The organism is Streptomyces sp. NPDC025618, from assembly GCF_055558795.1.
In genome coordinates, this window is record NZ_JBVHLW010000028.1 from 1 (window position 1) to 17,166 (window position 17,166).

General features: G+C 67.9%; 9 protein-coding genes and 3 pseudogenes. All 12 read left to right on the forward strand.

Annotated elements, in window-relative coordinates; genetic code table 11:
• Positions 1-115: pseudogene (locus tag ACZ4A5_RS22160) on the forward strand (IS5 family transposase); the annotation flags it as partial.
• Positions 116-166: 51 nt separating this feature from the next.
• Positions 167-1,168, forward strand: coding sequence for a terpene synthase family protein (locus ACZ4A5_RS22165; RefSeq protein ID WP_467586657.1), 1,002 nt, complete (start codon positions 167-169; stop codon positions 1,166-1,168).
• A gap of 103 nt (positions 1,169-1,271) precedes the next feature.
• Complete coding sequence (locus ACZ4A5_RS22170; RefSeq protein ID WP_467586660.1) at positions 1,272-1,685, forward strand: acyl-CoA thioesterase; 414 nt, start codon at positions 1,272-1,274, stop codon at positions 1,683-1,685.
• Positions 1,686-2,866: 1,181 nt separating this feature from the next.
• Positions 2,867-3,100: a DUF5988 family protein gene (locus ACZ4A5_RS22175; protein WP_467586663.1), complete on the forward strand. Its 234-nt coding sequence runs from the start codon at positions 2,867-2,869 to the stop codon at positions 3,098-3,100.
• Between the two features lie 15 nt (positions 3,101-3,115).
• The gene (locus ACZ4A5_RS22180; protein WP_467586668.1) at positions 3,116-8,353 is read left to right on the forward strand and encodes a type I polyketide synthase; all 5,238 of its coding nucleotides are present in this window, start codon (positions 3,116-3,118) and stop codon (positions 8,351-8,353) included.
• Positions 8,350-9,333 carry a spirocyclase AveC family protein gene (locus tag ACZ4A5_RS22185; RefSeq protein ID WP_467586672.1) on the forward strand — a complete coding sequence of 328 codons (984 nt, stop codon included), beginning with the start codon at positions 8,350-8,352 and terminating at the stop codon, positions 9,331-9,333. Before ACZ4A5_RS22180 ends, ACZ4A5_RS22185 begins: the two co-directional genes overlap by 4 nt.
• A gap of 56 nt (positions 9,334-9,389) precedes the next feature.
• A complete protein-coding gene (locus tag ACZ4A5_RS22190; protein ID WP_467586675.1) occupies positions 9,390-10,751 on the forward strand; it encodes an FAD-dependent oxidoreductase in 1,362 nt (453 codons plus the stop codon).
• Between the two features lie 147 nt (positions 10,752-10,898).
• Positions 10,899-11,098, forward strand: a pseudogene (locus ACZ4A5_RS22195) (IS256 family transposase); the annotation flags it as partial.
• 240 nt (positions 11,099-11,338) lie between these two features.
• A pseudogene (locus tag ACZ4A5_RS22200) lies at positions 11,339-11,491 on the forward strand (IS5/IS1182 family transposase); the annotation flags it as partial.
• Positions 11,492-11,930: 439 nt separating this feature from the next.
• The gene (locus ACZ4A5_RS22205; protein WP_467586678.1) at positions 11,931-12,908 is read left to right on the forward strand and encodes a terpene synthase family protein; all 978 of its coding nucleotides are present in this window, start codon (positions 11,931-11,933) and stop codon (positions 12,906-12,908) included.
• Positions 12,909-14,156: 1,248 nt separating this feature from the next.
• Positions 14,157-15,728, forward strand: a complete 1,572-nt coding sequence (locus ACZ4A5_RS22210; protein ID WP_467586683.1) for a prenyltransferase/squalene oxidase repeat-containing protein — start codon at positions 14,157-14,159, stop codon at positions 15,726-15,728.
• A gap of 264 nt (positions 15,729-15,992) precedes the next feature.
• On the forward strand, positions 15,993-17,057 hold the full coding sequence (locus ACZ4A5_RS22215; protein ID WP_467586686.1) for a terpene synthase family protein: 1,065 nt from the start codon (positions 15,993-15,995) through the stop codon (positions 17,055-17,057).
• Positions 17,058-17,166 lie beyond the last annotated feature (109 nt).

A 17,166-nucleotide genomic window follows, 5' to 3' on the forward strand; every position in this document is an offset into this window, starting at 1 on the left:
CCGCGACTACGAGACCCACCCGCACCGCTCCGAAGCCATGATCCACCTCGCGATGATCGACCTCATGACCCGCCGCCTCACCGGCGAAACCACCCCGAACTGGCGCGGAGCCTAAACCCCAGGACCAAACACGAATCAACGGACCAAACGCTCAGTAAGGAGACCCATGCCTCCCCGTGACTTCCACATGCCCTTCACCTGCCCCTCCCCGGACAAAGAAGACAGCGACTGGGCCGAAAACTGGGGAATCGCGTGGGTGAAAAGGTTGGGATTCGTGCCTGACGATCCGAAAACAGACGCCCGCTATAAAGTACTCAACTACTCCTGGTTCGTCGCTTCGTCCTGCCACGGTCTCCCCCGAGAGAAGATGATTCCGGAGATTCAGGCCATGTACTTCACAGGGATTGTGGACGATTTCTTCGACCGTCCTAAAGTTGGAGAGGGATTCGGCCGAGAAGTGTGCCGGCAGATTAGCGATTTTCTTCGCACCTCGCACACCTCCGCCGCGCATCATCCGCTTGTGCATGCCTTCGCCGATCTTTGGCGGCATCTCACCGAGGGAATGTCAGACTACTTCGCCGGCCACGCCAGGGTATCGTGGACATTGTTTTTCCGCGGGTGCGTCGAAGAGATCCGTATGCGCGACACCACGGGAATCCCAAAAATGGAAAAGTATATGGCGACACGCAGGAAGAGTGTTGCCATGAACGTGTTCTTCGAAGCTCTTCAGGCTGCGCGCGGGTTTGAGGTGCCGGCAAAGATTTACGAACAGCCACTCTTCGCAGAGATGCGGCAGGACATCCATGACGCCGTCATCTTTTCCAATGACATCCAATCAATCGAGAAAGATTCCCTTACTGGAGGTGTGGCGAATTCCATCTTCATCTTGCAGCAGCATGACGGTCTGGGTCACGAAGAGGCCGAAGCTCGCTTGTACGAGAGGGTCCAAGAGATTTTTCGGAACATTCAGCGTCTTCGTGATGACGTACCGTCCCTATGCGGAGATAGTGGACTCGACCTCGACCTCGACCTCGACCTCGCGATCTCCTATGCGGAGCTCCTGACCACGGTCCTGGCCGGCGCCTTCAACTGGGCGCTGCAAAGCGGGGGGTACGAAGAGGAATTCTTGAGGGTGGACATCAAGAACCTCCTTGCAGGCGGGCTCTGACGCGCTCTTTCCCTGGACATCATCGTCCGCGCCTCCGGTGAACAACGCCTCTCCGGCGAACAGGCTCAAGGTGAAGTCCACAACGTAATCGTGGTGAGCCCCCGTGCACAGGTACACCTACGCCTGCCCGCTGAGATGGGCTGACGCTGACGCCAACGGCCACATCAACAACGCCGTCTTCCTCCGATACATGGAGGAAGCCCGTACGAGGATGTTTCGGCAAGTGCTGCCCACCGATGAGGACGGCCGTCGCCGGAACGCGTTCGTCGTGGCCCGCTCGGTAGTGGAGTACCGAGCCCCCCTGGACTACCGGGACGAGCCGGTCGAGGTGCACATCTGGGCCACCAAAAGCGCCGCGGCAACCTTCGAACTCGCCTACAAAATCAGAGACGACGATCGCCTGTACGCCGAGGCGACAACCACGATCGTCGCCTACAACCTCAACACCGGCCGACCCCGCCGCCTCTCCGAGGACGAACGCGCCTTCCTGACGCGCTACACCCAGCCGATCGACTGACCTTCATCGAGTGCATGCAGCCGGGAGCGCGGCACCGGGCGATCCGACGTCGGCCGACCGAGCAGCGGCTGCGGCATGCCCGTGTTCGTGCACGGCTATCGGACGGGACGGTCCGGTTCGGAGCTGATCGATTCTTGCGCCGTCGTTTGGACGTCTCCCTCTGCTGGTCGCGGGCGCCGCCGCGGTCCGGCAGTGGTGCGTCCGGTGAGGGTGGCCCCTGCCGTCGGGAGGGTACCGGTTCGGCTGCCCAAGCCGGGCGGCATACGGTGGCGTCACCGTCTGGTGCGCCGAGGCATGACACGACTCGCTGTGCAGCCGGACCTGATAACGGCGAAGAGCTGACCTCGTCGAACAATGAGGACGGGCGAACGGTCTATTACATCGTCGTCAACACCGGCAGCCAGGCAGGCAAAGTCCTGCCCTGGAACGGTTCCAGTGAGGCTGTCGCAGCACGAAGGTTCAAGAACTGCAATCACGTTTGGGCCCTGGTCCACGATGATCAGGCCTCCTTCTACCGCCACAGGCTCTACGGCGACTCGTACAACGCGGTCCTTGACGTGCCCAACCGCAAAGGGAACCGGGACATGGGCTGCTGGGACCGCAACGGCGGCCTCGGAGTGCGTCATGCCGGGACAAGGCCCATCGCGCCATCCCTCACCGAGCATCGGCGACTCGCCCAGCGGCGACAGGGCTCGGCCTGTTCGCCGAGGACTGGGCCCTTGTCGTCCTCGCCTCGGCGGCCTGGGCGCCACCTTGTCCTCGGCAAGCGACACACTGACCGCCGACTCGATCGCGGGAACAGCCGTCGTACTCACCGGATGACTTCTTCAGGGAAGATCACGCCTGTTTCCCTACGCAGCCCCTCACTGCCCGTTCATGGCATCTCTTCCGTTTCGCGGAACAGATGCTGCCGCCTTCCCAGATGGGGTCGTCTTCCGTTCCGGGCCAGGAGCTGTGTTCCAGCGCGCGGGCAGGTCAAGGCGGCCGGTTCGGGTCGCTTCTGAGGCGTTGGCGCCCGGCGCATGGTGACCGGGTCCGCACATCGACTGCCACCTGTGCTCGGCGGATACGCCTGGCCTGCCGCTGGCCTTTGCGTTCCAAATGGAGGATGAGAGATGAATCGTGTGTATGACGTGGATGTGCGGGGATCGAGGCCGCACAAGCGGAAGGACGGTGGCGAAATGGCGATCGAGACGGCACCGGGTTCGGGGCGGTCGGTGGCTTTGCGGGGTGGTCCTCCGGAGTTGCCGCGGCTGTACCGGATGCCGGAGGACACGGCGGCGGATGCGTCGCCGGTCGTGCTCTCTTTCTACGGGCGTCACCACCGGTTCGAGCCCGCCGGTGAAACCGAGTGGGGCGAGGGCCGCGAGGTGCCGGTCTTCCGGTTCTGCTACAGCACGGCGATCGCCGAATAGGCGGGGATGGGTGGCATGTCGGGGTCGGGTGCGGAGCCGATCGCGGTCGTTGGGGTCGGCTGCCGATTTCCGGGCGGGGCCGATTCCCCGGCCGCGTTGTGGAGGCTGCTGCTGGACCGCACGGACACGGTCGGCAAGGTGCCGGCGGACCGGTGGGACGCGGCAGAGCTGAAGTCGTATCAACACCCGGATGATGCAGACCAATTCGTACGGGGCTGTTTCGTCGACGGGGACATCTGGGCATGGGAACCGTCCGCGCTGTCCGCGTCGCCACAGGAGGCGGTGGTGGTCGACCCACAGCACCGCCTGGCCACAGAGGTGGCCTGGGAAGCCGTCGAGCACGCGGGTATCCCGGTCGACCGGGTGCGTGGTTCGCGGACCGGGGTGTATCTGGGGATGTATGCGGTGGACGCGCTGATGAGTTCGGCGCGCCCGGTGCGGGACTGGATCGACGGGCTGAACATCTTCGGCAGCCACCCCGGCAACGCCCCGGGCCGGATCGCCTTCGCCCTCGATGTGCGGGGCCCGGTGATGGCGATCGAGACGTTGTGCTCGTCCGGCCTGGTGGCAGTGCACGAAGCCGCCCGCGCCCTGGCCGTCGGGGAGTGCGAAATGGCGCTCGCCGGGGCGGTGATGTTGATGACGTCGCCGGAGACACTGCACTACGAGGCGCAGTGGCTGACCTCCCGCACGGGGAAGTGTTTCGCGTTCGATGAGCGGGCGGACGGGTTCGTACGCGGTGAGGGTTGCGGCATGGTGCTGCTCAAGCGCCTTGGGGACGCGGTGCGTGCTGGGGACCGGGTGCTTGCGGTGCTGCGCGGGTCGGCGGTGACCAGTGACGGGCAGTCGGAGCGGATGACCGCGCCGTCGACAGTAATGCAGCAGGAGGCGGCTCGGCTCGCGCTCGCCCGCGCCGGGGTGGATCCGGCCGATGTGGGGCTGGTGGAGGCGCACGGTGCCGGGACGCCGGTCGGTGATCCGATCGAGTACACGACGGTCAACTCCGTCTACGGCAAGGGCGTCACGCCGTGTGCGCTGGGTTCGGTCAAGACCAACATCGGGCACTCCGAGCCGGTCGCCGGGATCGCCGGGCTCATCAAGGCGGTGCTCAGCGTGTATCACGGCGAGATCCCCGCCAACCTCAACTTCCGTGCCTGGCACCCCTCCATCGAGGTCGACCCGGGCTCGCGGCTGTTTGTGCCGACTGAGACCATGCCGTGGCCGGTGGACGGTGGCAGGCGTCTTGCGGGCGTATGTTCCTCCGGGCTGGCCGGGACCAACGCGCACGTGATCGTCGAGCAGCCGCCCGTGTCCTCGGCCGGCCACCGGGCGCGGGGGCCAAGCACCCAGCAGGGTGCGGTGCCCCGGCTGTTCTTGCTGTCGACGGCTTCCCCGCCGGCCTTGCCCACGGCGGCCGGGCGGCTGGCGGACGCGGTCGAGCAGCACCGGCCGCCGCTTGCGGACCTGGCACATACGCTGGCTGTGCGCCGGATGCACGCCACCGAACGCCTCGCCGTATATGCCGCCGATCCGAGTGAACTCGTCCGGCGGTTGCGCGCGTTCACTCAGGGTGATGGGGTCGCGGTGGTTACCGGCCGTCCGGTGCTGCCGCCCGAGCATGCCGGGCCGGTTTTCGTCTTCACCGGGCAGGGCTCACAGTCGCCCGGGATGTGCCGCGAGCTGCTGGATGCCGATCCGGTGTTCACCGCCATCGTCGACGAACTCGAACCACTGGTGCAGGTGGAGGCGGGCTTCTCCGTCCGCCGGATGCTGGCAGAACCGGAGCTCTTGGTCGGCGACGACAAGATTCAACCGGTACTGCTTGCCGTGCAGTTGGGGCTCGCGGCGATGTGGCGGTCCTGGGGCATCACCCCGTCCGCCGTGATCGGCCTGTCTCTCGGTGAGATCAGCGCCGCCGTGGTGGCCGGGGGCCTGTCGTTGGAGGACGGGGTGAAGGTCAGCTGCCGCCGCTCCAAGCTCGCCCTCAACGTGCAGGGCGGGGCGATGGCTTCCGTCCTCCTCGGTGCGGACAAGGTCACCGCCGACATCACGGCGGCCGCAGCCTGCAAGGTGTCGCTGGCCGTGCTGACCGCGCCGGGCACTACCGTCATCTCCGGCGACCGCGACCAGGTTGAAGGCCTAGTGGCTGCCTGGCAGGCCCGTGACATCGGCGCCGGCGTGATCCGGGTCGACTACGCCTCCCACTCCGCCCACGTCGACCCGATCCTCGACTCGATCCGTGAACGGATGTGCGAGGTCACTCCGACCGCGCCGGCCATCTCGTTCTATGGCACCACCTACTCCGACCCGCGCACACCCCCATCCCTGGACGGCGATTACTGGGCCACGAATCTGCGCGAACCAGTGCGCTTCACCACCGCCTGCGCGGCCGCATTGGAAGACGGGTACCGGCTGTTCATCGAATGCTCCCCGCATCCCCTCGGTGTCCGGGCCATCGGCGAGATCGCCACGCGTGCCCACATCAGCGATGCCGTTGCCCTCGGCAGCCTGCGCAAGGGCAGCAACGACACCGAGGCATTCCTCACCCATGTGGCCGCTGCCCACTGCGCCGGCGCCCAACTGGACTGGGCTGGACAGTATCCGGGGAACCTGGTGGAGGCCCCCACCTTCACCTGGCACCGCACCCACCACCGCCCCGAACCGCCCTACGAGTTGGTCGCCCCGAATCTGGTCGGCGCCCGCCAGCACAGCCTGCTCGGCGGACACGTCGCCGACCCCGACCAGGACGGCCGCCACTTGTGGCAGACACCCATCGGCCCGGGGCGGGTGCCCTGGCTCGCTGATCACAGCGTGGCCGGTACCCCCGTCATGGCGGGCGCGGGGCTAACCGAGATGCTGCTCGCCGCCGCAGCCCAGGCCCTCGGAACCGACCACGTCGCCCTCACCGGCCTGCAGCTCAGCGCACCGCTGCTGCTGGATCCGGAACCGGACGTCACCGTGCAGGCTGCCACCACGCAGGGCACGGTGGACGTGCGGGTACGCTCCCACTCCGGCGCCGCCCCGGTCACCCACGCCCACGCCACCGCCGTAGCCGTACCACCAGCCCGGCCTATCACGGCGGACACTCTCGACCTCCAGGCATGGGAGAATATCTCGGTCACCGACTTCTACACCTACCTCCGGCAACGCCACCAGGTAGTGCACGGCCCCGCCTTCACCGGCCTGGAGCGCCTGCGCCTCAACCCCGAACGCGACGAAGTCCTGGCGGACGTACGCATCCCCGACACGGCCCGGATCTCCGCCTGGATGATGCGCCTGCACCCGGTGCTGCTCGACACCGCGATCCAGACCGCCTCCGCCGCATGGCGGCTGCGCTACCAGCTCGACCCCGGACCGGTCGTCGTCGCCGGCATCGACAGGGTGGAACTCTTCGGCCCCACCCAGCACGCCCGCCAGGCCCACATGCACCTGACCAGCGCGGACGAACGCACCTGCACCGCCGACGGACACCTCGCCGATGCGGACGGACACGTCCTCGCCCGGATCACCGGCGTCCGCCTCGCCAACATCACCCCACCCGCCGAACGGTTCACCGCCCGCCTCTCCCACCTCGCCCTCACCCCCGCCGAACAGTCCGCCCCTCCCCGGGCCCAACCCGGCACCTGGCTGGTCCTCGCCGAGGAAGGCGACCCCTGGGCACCCCGACTCACGCAGCACCTGAGCACGCAGGGCGCCGACGTCCACCAGACCGCCCTACCGCTCGCACAGCAGCCAACCGCCGCAATCTTCCCGCCCGCCCTGACCGGAGTGATCCTCGCCATCGGCCCAGGAGCGGATATCGCACCCCCACACGCCGCCCGGGAACGCGTGCTACGCCTGTGCACCGTCCTGCGCACCCTCGCCGCGCAACCGGACGCACCCCGGGTGTGGGTGGCCGTGTCGACCGGCGCCGTCCCTTCCCTGCGCACCGCCGGACTGCGCGGCGTACTGCGCACCGCCACCTATGAGTACCCCCAGCTCGCCGCGAGCATCGTCACCGCCGACGCCCCCGCCGCCACCAGCCGGCTCGCCGCGGAACTCCTCAGCGAAGACGCTACCGTCCGGGAAGTCGCCTGGCAGGCAGGCCGGCGCCACCTGCTCCGCCTGCACACCACGCCGCCGACACCCCACCACGACACCGGCAGTGAACAGTGCATGATCCACCCTGACGGCGCTTACCTGGTCACTGGCGGGCTCGGCGGCCTCGGCCTGCTCACCACCGGCTGGCTCGCCCAGCGCGGGGCCGCCCATGTCGTCGTCATCGCCCGCTCCCAGCCCACCGAAGTAGCCGCCGCCCACCTCGACGGTCTCCGTGCTACCGGCACCCGGGTCACCGTTGTCACCGGGGACATCGCCGACGCCCCCACCGCCCAACGCGCCGTGGCCGAGGCCACCCGCGACGGCCACCTGCTGCGCGGCGTCATCCACAGCGCCGCCGTCGTCGAGGACGCCACCCTGGACACCCTTACCGGAAACCTCATCCAGCGCGTCTGGCGAGGCAAAGCCGAAGGCGCCTGGCAGCTCCACCACTCCACCGCCGCACAGCCGCTGGACTTCTTCGTCGTCTACTCCTCCCAAGCCTCCCAGCTCGGCTCCCCGGGCCAGGCCGCCTACGCCGCCGCCAACGCCTTCCTCGACGACTTCGTCGCCTGGCGCACCGCCCAAGGCATGCCCGCCACCGCCATCCGCTGGGGAGCCTGGGCCCAGGTCGGCGCCGGACAGCACATGGCCCAACGCGGCTTCACCATGATCAAACCAGCGGACGGCCTCGACGCTCTCGACCGCATTCTGGCCGCCGGTCACACCCACATCACCTACTCACCCATCGACATGGGCCGCTGGCTCGCGCCTTACCCCCAAGCGGCCGCCTCCGCCTTGTTCACCGAAATCCTCGGGGAGAACCGCGGCGCCTCTGCACAGGGCGTCCCCGCCCTGGCCACCGCCCTCCTCGAAGCCCCCGACGACCAGCAGCGCCGCGCCCTCCTGCACACCCACATCATCGACACCGTCCGCGACCTCCTCGGCAGCACCACTATCCACATCACCCCCACCACCTCCCTGGTCATGCTCGGCCTGGACTCCCTCGGCGCCACCCAACTTCGCGTACGGCTCCAGCGCGCCCTGGACCTCACCATCGACGCCGCTGTGCTGTGGACCAAACCGACCCCCGCCGGCCTCACCGACTGGATTCTGCACCGGCTAGGTCTCAACGACGCCCCGGTCACGGCCTCCGCCGCAGGTGAACCGTCATGACGGACGACACCATCGAACCGACGGCCGTTCCCACGCCCGCGCATACTCCCCGAAGGCGCTGGGTCACGCCGATCACCTGCCTGGCCGCGCTCGGGCTCGCCCTGCTGGCCTTCCAGGCCACGGTGTTGGGGCAGTGGATCGCCGACACGGGGATTCACGCGGCTCCGGACGGCGACTACACCATCTCCACCGCACGCAAGGTACAAGCCTGGCTCTCCCAGGGGTTCATGGCCGCCCTCGTCATCACCTGCTGGGCGGTGGCCTGGCGCGACCGCAAGAAGGACGGGGGGATGCCCCTCAACACCGCGGCGGTCATCGGCTACACGCTGACCTTCTGGGCCGCGCCGATCATCAACGGAATCAGCATCGTCTGCGTCCAGAACCGCTATGCGCTGAACGTCGTCGGCTGGGGCCCCTACCTCCCGGGGTGGGGCCCCGACCACGATGTGCCGCTCGTCGAGACCCTGCTTGCCTCCGCCGGGCTCACCTACGTCCCCATGATCGTCTGGGTGTGGGCCCAGGTATGGATGGTCAACCGCTTCCGTCGATGGAGGCCACAGTGGGGGGTGCTCAAGCTGACGCCCGTCATCTTGCTGGCAGGCCTGATCATCGACACATTCTTCGAGATCTGGCTTGTAGTGGTCATGTCCGTGTACGCGTACCCCTACGCGGATCCGTCATGGTCGTTGTTCGCAGGGCATTGGTACCAGATCCCGCTGTTGTCATTGGTCGCTGGGATTTTCTTCCCTACCCCGGTGGCCTGGGTCTGGATCCACGCCCAACATAGCCGGAAACCCCCGGTTGTCTTCCGTGGAGAGGACCGCTTCCGGCCCCGCGCCCGGCTTTGGCTGCGTGCCCTGGCCGGGGTCACCCTCGCCAACTTGGGCATTGTCACCTGGGCCCTCATCGATATGATCTCCCCGCTGCTCGGCACTGGCCCCCTGCCGGCCGACTTCCCCAACTGGTTCCTCCCGCATTGAAATCCCGTCCGCCCCAGCCGCAATCCCGGTCTGCCCTTCGAGAGTGACGGTGCACCGTGCGCGAACCGAACCAACCTTGGCGCGGGAGCCGCGCGATCGTCGTGGGGGCCGGGTTCGCCGGCCTGCTTACCGCCCGGGTACTGGCCCAGCACCTGGGCGAAGTCACCCTCATGGACCCGGACCCGGTCCGCGACCCGGCCCCGCACCGTCGCGGCACCCCGCAGTCCCGCCACCCGCACGCGCTGCTGCACCGGGGGTCGGCGGTCCTGGAGGAGCTACTGCCGGGATTCGGAGCCGAGTTGGCTCACCGGGGCGCCCGCGAGTTCGATTTCGGCGAGCAGGCCCGGGTTATGCTGCCCAGCGGCTGGGCCCCCACCCTGACGTCGGGCCTCCGCCTGCACGCGGCGAGCCGCACGCTGATCGAGGCGGCCGTCCGCAATCGCGTGCTCGGCCATCCCGCCGTGCGGGCCGAGGGCAACACCCGGGCCGAAGCGCTGCTGTGGAGGGCTGGACAAGTCACCGGCGTACGGGACAGCACGGGCCGCGCGCACCACGCCGACCTGGTCGTCGACGCCACCGGCCGTGCCTCTCGGCTCGCCGACTGGCTCAGCGCCGCCGGACTGCCACCTCCCGACCCGCTCAGGGTAGCGTCACAACTTTCCTACACCTCACGCCTGTTCGCCTGCTCGCCGGATTACGTCCCTGACTGGCAGGTCACCGCCGAGATCACCTACGCCCCCGATCATCCGCGCGGCGGCACTGCTACGCGGATCGAGGACAGCCACCTCCTGCTCGCCCTGATCGGGGCCGCAGGTACTCGGGCGCCCCGCGACGAACCGGGCTTCCGCGACTACGCGGCGGCCCTGCGCAATCCTTACCTGGTCGAGGTGATCGACCGAGCCCGTCCGGTCAGCGGGATCTACCGGTTCAGCGGCCTGGACAACGTCTGGCGCCCCTACCACCGGATGCGCCGCTGGCCACGGGGGCTACTCGCCGTCGGCGACTCCGTCTGTACCCTCAACCCCGTCTACGCCCAGGGCATGACCGTCGCCGCACTCCAGAGCCGACTTCTCGGCCGGCTGCTCTCTGCGGCCTCCGCGCGCTGTGAACTCCCAGGCATGGGACGCACATTCCAGCGGGCCGCCTCGGCCACCATCCGCACCGCCTGGCATCTGGCCGCCTATGCCGACGTCGGCTGGCAGGACACCGCCCACCCGAGCGCGGCCGCTCTCGTCCACCGGGCCGTCCGCCGGATCGTCGACCGAGCCCAGACCGACCCGCTGCTCTACCGCAGATTCCTAGCCGTCCAGAACCTCACCACCCACCCGGCGACCCTGGCCGTGCCGGGCCTGCTCCGGCGCGGGCTCGTAGGCCCAGCAGCCTGCGGACCTCACCCCGACAACACCCCCAGGAAGTGATCGGCATGTCGCTCGAACGGACACATGAGGAGCCCCGAAGTGTCCGGACGATGCTGCATAGAGGCTGCCCATAGGGAAATGACGCAAAAAAGTGGCATGTACTGGATTACAGCCGGAAATGTCGAGGCAGCTGACGTCGATCAGTTAGCCGAGATGGCAGCTGAGCGGGACGAGCGTGGGGCACCTCCTGATGGTCCGCAATGGTCATTACCGGATTCAACCCTTGTCACCGCGGCCGGCCCGGTGAAGGTCACCGCACCCCGGGTGGACGACCGCTGCGTAAACGAGGCCACCGGAGAGCGCAAGCGGCTCTTCTCGAGAACCTGGCCCCGTGGCACCGCCACTCGTGTGTCACCCCCGCCCTCGCCGCGGCGGCTGAAGCGAGAGCCCTTGCTCGTCAAGGCGACGCCCATGGAACGGTGATGGCGATCTACCGCGCACGAGCGCTTTTCGACCAGACCAACGGCGGCGACACCGAAGACGCCTTCGCCTTCCCGCTCCGCCGGCTCCCGCTGTACCTCAGCGGTGCCTACACCTTTCTCGGCAAGACCCACGAAGCCGCTCAGGTCCAGCGACAGGCCCTCGCGCTCTACCGGCACTGCTGGAGCGTAGAGCGCAGCGTCGCCCGGCTCAACGGCTGCCGCAGGCTCCACCACCGCTACGAACACAAACCCAGGCACTTCCTCGCCTTCGCAGGCATCGTCGCATCCCTGATCTGCTACCGCAGACTCACCAAATGAAACGGCTTGTTTGGGCGCAAGTGGGGGGTCCCAGTCTCATTCGCGCCCCCTGGACGGCCGCGTAGGTAGGCGATGCAATAGGGGTCTCCCCGCATACCTGCCACCAGCCGGCGGGACGCCATCACCCGCAGCCGCCCAGAGCCGCCCACGGCCGCTCATCGAACAGACCGCTCCGCAGCGTCGGCCCGCGTGCCAGCACGGCCTTCGTCCTCACTGCCTTCGTTGTGGCCGACCGAGACCACGAGGCAGCAGAAGGCGCGCCCCCCCCGCCTGGGCATCCCAGGCGGGGGGACCCGTCTCGACGATCACTCACCCGGCGGCCTTCCCATCGACTTCAAAGCCCTCCCCGCCATCTGCGTACCGCGCGCCCTCACACTCACCACAACACCTGACGGACTACCGCACACGCCCCACAGCCCGCGACAAACGAAGGACGACCATGTCTGCCGAAACCCGCTTCTCCATTCCCGACCTCTACTGCCCCTTCACCGGCACGTGCGACCAGCCGCAACCGGCCGCCGAGGATGTCGGGCTTGACATCGCGGCTCTGGTACACGACCTCGACGACAACCCTGGACTGGCCGAGATGCTGTCCGAGCTCCGCCTGGGCGAGTTCACGGCTCGTTTGTCCCCGCGACTCACTACCGAGGGCAACTGGCTTATGCAGCTGTACTGGGCGATTTACTTCACAAGCGACCATTGGTGCGACCGCAGGCCCGACGGCACGTTCCGGGAAACCGCGGAAGCGGTGAACTTCTGCCGACGTACCGTACGGGTCTTGTGCGGCGAGCCTGTCGCGGCCGACGATCCGGTGCCGACGCGTTTGACCGCGTTCCTCAGGGAGCGATTGGACGCGTACTGTCCCGACTGGAGGGACTCCCGCCTCCCCCACTACTTCGACCGCAATATGACGGCCCGCCTGTGGGAAATGGACGTTCAACGGAGCGGTCGAACACCATTGTTGGCGGAGTACCGCCGCATCAAAGTCGTGAAGAGCGGCCCGGAGCCCCTCTTCGAACTCGACATCCTGGCCCACCGGCTCTGCATTCCCTCCTGGATCCGCGCGCACCCCGCCGTCGAGACCCTCCAGGGAATCGCCGCGGACTACATCGCGAGGTACACGGATATCGTGACCGTGTCGAAGGATCTCCACGAAGGCACTGTGTCCAACATCGTCACGGTCATCCGGGCCGAACGCGGCTGCACCCTGCAGAACGCCGTCGATGCCGCCGCGGAGATCATCCGGGCCGACGCCGACGCCTTCGTCGATCTGCGGGCCCGCCTGCCCCATCTGGGAGTCGGGTGCCATCCTGACCTCGAGGCGTTCCTCGACCGGCTGCAGGAGTGGATGGCCAACTGCGAACCCTGGGCGAGGAACCTTCCCCGGTACAGCAAGCACTACGACGAGGCCGGGTAGAAGCCCCTTGTCCTCGCCGTACGCGCACGACGAGACCGGGAACTCGGACGGTCCGTGAGCGTTGCCGCCGAGTCCCTTTGGCGCCGATTTCCGCACACGTTGACGCCCCGTCATGGCCGAGAGCGACCTACCCCCGCCCTTGGCGCGCGACGCCCCGATTCACCGCTGCCGCGAGCGTGTATGCCGTACCGGGTGTGCTCCTCGACGCCATAGGGGCCAATACCGGCTTCCGGTTCGAGACCGTGCATATGGCATGGGGTCCGACGCCTGACCGACGTGTACGAGCACCTGACGATGCCACGCTCGCGGACGTGCCGACGCTCCGGCGCGGACGGTCGACTTCGGTCCGGGTGGTGCGCGCCGCCGCGCCAGTCGTCGGGCGGGGCACAACGGCGTCCACGGAGGCACCGCCGCGCCTCCCTCCCAGCGGCGAGTGCGCTCGGTTGCCCGCATATCGTCCGCTGAGAGCAGGGCATATTGAAACGGTGGACACCCCCACGCCCCGTAGGGACCGCTCGCGGACCCGGCAGCATGCATGGGAACTGGTCAACGGTGAGGGTTCGGCCGGGTGCATGCCCTCACGGCGCCCTGCCCATGGGCCCACTGGCGACCAACGATATGCATCACGGCGGAGAGAATCTCCATGCGGAGTCCGTACCGGACAATGCGACGCATGCGCCGGGGCCGCTGATACCCAAGGCGGTCCCGAAGGCCCTGCGCGGGTCCTGCCGGAGGAGGGGGGTGCCTTTCCGCACCGGCCTGGACATGCGCCGCTGTTCGTGTGGTGAAGGTATGCGCCTCGGGCGGGCTACTGGAGCGGAGGGATCGCCGTCAGGCAACTCGGGGGCGAGGCCGGCGAGGTGTTGTCGTCGCCCGCACTCCTCCCATGCGGCCCGCCTCACCGTGCCGGCACTCGTCGCTGTGTCGGCCGATCGCACATGACCTTACTGGTCCAGCGAATTCACAGGTATGGGGGCTGTCGTGTGCGACACACGATCGGCCCGTCACCTCCGGCCCATTGCCCACGATGTGGCCGACCACGCGCCACGACGACGTACAAGCGGTCACAGCAGCCGAAGGGCACCGAATCTTCGCGTTGCCCGGGAAGTCGAGCAGTACGGCACCACACGTGGCGGCACGAGAGGAGCGTTCTGTGAAACCTGATCTCTTCGTCCGTGGAGCACCTGCTCCAGGGCACCCTGGAACGACCCGTCGAACGGAGCGAGTTCTCTGTGAGGGCGATCGGTCATGGGCGCGGTGAGGTCCGAGGAGGAAATCCGGCGGCTCCGCGCCTGTCGGCAGCGCCTCATCGAGCATCTGACCGGATGGGTCGATCCTGACGGTGGCGTCGACTCGCCCTGTGAAAGCCGGGTCCTGGAATCGGCGCTCGCCCTGCGCCTCCTCGACGCACCCGGGATCGGGCCTGACGTCCGGCAACCGCTGCGCGCGTACTTGGAGAAGGCACGTGCATCCGCCGCGTCCCGGCTTGACGCCGTCTTGGCCACAGCGGCGCTGGGCCTCCCCGTGCCGAACGGATCCGGTCTGGTCCGGGAGATCACCAAAGACATCGATCACTTCACCGCCGGCCGCAAGCGCGTACTGCTGGAGGCGGTGCTCTACGCGGTCGGAGCGATCGACGAGGTGACTCCGACGCCGCCGGATATCTTCGACGCAGGTGACCTTCAGGTCTGGAAACAGGTGGAGATGACGGCGTGCAAGGTGATCCTCGCCCGCGCTCTTGGAAAACAGGGTGAATGGATCCGGCACGACGATCTGGGGCTGCTGGCCTCCCTGTTGCGGCCGGACCGGATCTGGGAAGGCAACATACTGGTCCACCTGATGGTCCTGACCGCGCTCCAGAGGTTCCCCGCCTACCAACAGCAGACCCTGAACGGGCTCGCCGCGCTCCTGGCCGCCCAACGACCCGACGGCGGATTCAGCCTCTGCTCCGACATGAACGTCACCATCACCGCCCTCGCCGCCACGGCACTGGCCGAGGCCGGCGCCAACCCGGCCCTCCTCGACCGCATGACCGACTGGCTGGCCGCCCGCCAGGACGCCACCGGAGGCTGGGTCTACAACGCGGCCACCACGCAGACGGATGTCGAGACCACGTCGTTCGTCATGGAGGCGCTGCAATCGGCCCCCCACCCCCGCTACACCGAGCACCTACGGCGCGGCTACCCCTACCTGTGCCGCATGCAGAACCCCGACGGCGGCGTCCCCAACTATCAGCACGGCAACCCTTCGGAAACCTCCATCACCGGTGAGACCGCCACCATCCTGTCCACCCAGCCGATCCACACCGCTCAAGTAGAGCGCGCTGTGCGGTTCATCATCGACCAGCAGCACGCCGACGGTGGCTTCTCCCTCAACTGGAGTGCCAGCGACGCCAACGTCATCCTGCGCGCGTGCCTCGGCATGCAGAGCGCCATCACCTACGGCCGTCTACAGCCGCCTACGGAGCAGGCGGCACGCCACGCCGTCCGCCGCAGCACCGATTTCCTCGGTAGCCGCCCAAACTCCGACGGAGGCTGGGGCCGGCAGCCTGGGGAGCCCAGCGATCCCACCAGCACCGCCTTCGCACTCTGCACCCTCTCCAGGACCCGCCCGGACCATCCGGCAGCCGCCCGTGCGGTTACCTACCTGCTCAACGCCCAAAACCCCGACGGCGGTTTCACCGCACCCCCCGACACCTACTCGCCCCGCTTCATCCTCATCGACTTCCCCATCCTCCCGAGCATCTACGCACTGCGCGCCCTCGCCCGCCCCCGCGCTTCCGCACGGCCGACCACAGCACCACCGGTCAGTGACACCTAGGCAGAGAAAACACCCTGACCAGCACCGGCCTCCACCGAAGACGGCCACGGTTCGGCCCGTGCAGGCGGTCCAGGCGTGGGCGTCGAGGGGCACACGACCGCGGGCACGGGGGAGCCGCGGGCCAAACCGGTACGTCCGAGCCGAACGACCACGCCGGCTCGGTGTACGCGCGAAAGACCCGTGGACACCTCACCACCGGCAAGGGCCGGCAACAGCACCCCGCACGAAAAGGAAGACGACATGTCGGCTACGGAACCTCTGCGGATGCGTGACCACCAGCCCTCCGACGAGCTGCGCCTGTACTTCCCGCTTCCCCCACTCGACTACTCCCACGATTACGAGGACGTCGTCGAAGGCACTCGGGAATGGGCTCGGCCCTACACCGGGTATGTCGGCGCACGGGATCACGACATCCTCGACTCATGCGCCTATTCAGCGAACATGTGCCTCAACCCACGCGTTCCCCGGCATCTGCGCGTCTGGTTCAGCGCCGTATCATCATGGACCCTGCTCTCCGACGACCTCTACGACCGGGGGACCGTACAGGACCGGCAGCAGCGGTACGCCGAGGTCGCGCCGCAGCAACGGCACGCTCTCCTCACCCCTCTCGACATCCCCGATCCTGACCGCCTGCACCCGCTGACCGCCTACATCTGGGCGCTGCGCCGCTACGGTGAGGAGCATGCGCCGCCGGCGGCCGTCCGTGGAGTGATGAAGGGCCTCGAGCGTGGGCTGCGCGAGACGGCGACTGAGATCGGCTACGCGGTCCGCGCGGAACACTGCGGGGCGGACGAGTACATTCGACGGCTTTTGAGCGGCGCGAAGTACACGGGAGCCTTCGCGACCATGGAGGAGGTCTGCAATCGGCTGACCATTCCGGAGAGCGAACGACAACATCCTCTCCTGCAGGGTCTCTATCGCCTCACCGGCACTTTGGGCCATCTCCACCTCGACTTCGCGGGATGGGCCAATGACGGTCCCGGCGAGGCGTACAACCTCATCAACGCCGTCGCGCACGATCTGGGGATTCCACCGCGCGAGGCCGGGCCCCCGGCGGTGGAACTCGTCAATCTCGTCATGGAGCTCTTCCTGCGACTGCGAGAGAAGATCAGGCCTCAGGTCGGCGAAGCCACCCGCACTCTCCTGGACGAACTCGACTGGATGCTGCGTGGCAACATGGACTGGGCCCTCTACACCACCCGGTACGCCAGCGGCACCAATCCGATGCGGCCGCTTCTGCCGGAGGAGCACCGTACACCGGTGCCGCCGCCCCGGCTCGACACGGCGCCATGCCCGGCGCTGGGCCCCCTGTTCGAACTGCTCGCCTGAACGTCGCAGTTCCACATACCTCTGCTTGTGGTCCACCGGTGCCGATGTGGCCGTGGCACGTCAGGGAGCGGGCCGCGTTGCGGCGGATGTGGTGCGTGCCGTCGAGGTC

Excerpts from the sequence above, each read along its gene's own strand:
- ACZ4A5_RS22165 (WP_467586657.1), top strand. The coding sequence starts at position 167 with ATGCCTCCCCGTGACTTCCACATGCCCTTCACCTGCCCCTCCCCGGAC.
- ACZ4A5_RS22175 (WP_467586663.1), top strand. The coding sequence starts at position 2,867 with ATGGCGATCGAGACGGCACCGGGTTCGGGGCGGTCGGTGGCTTTGCGG.
- ACZ4A5_RS22180 (WP_467586668.1), top strand. The coding sequence starts at position 3,116 with ATGTCGGGGTCGGGTGCGGAGCCGATCGCGGTCGTTGGGGTCGGCTGC.
- ACZ4A5_RS22185 (WP_467586672.1), top strand. The coding sequence starts at position 8,350 with ATGACGGACGACACCATCGAACCGACGGCCGTTCCCACGCCCGCGCAT.
- ACZ4A5_RS22205 (WP_467586678.1), top strand. The coding sequence starts at position 11,931 with ATGTCTGCCGAAACCCGCTTCTCCATTCCCGACCTCTACTGCCCCTTC.
- ACZ4A5_RS22210 (WP_467586683.1), top strand. The coding sequence starts at position 14,157 with ATGGGCGCGGTGAGGTCCGAGGAGGAAATCCGGCGGCTCCGCGCCTGT.
- ACZ4A5_RS22215 (WP_467586686.1), top strand. The coding sequence starts at position 15,993 with ATGCGTGACCACCAGCCCTCCGACGAGCTGCGCCTGTACTTCCCGCTT.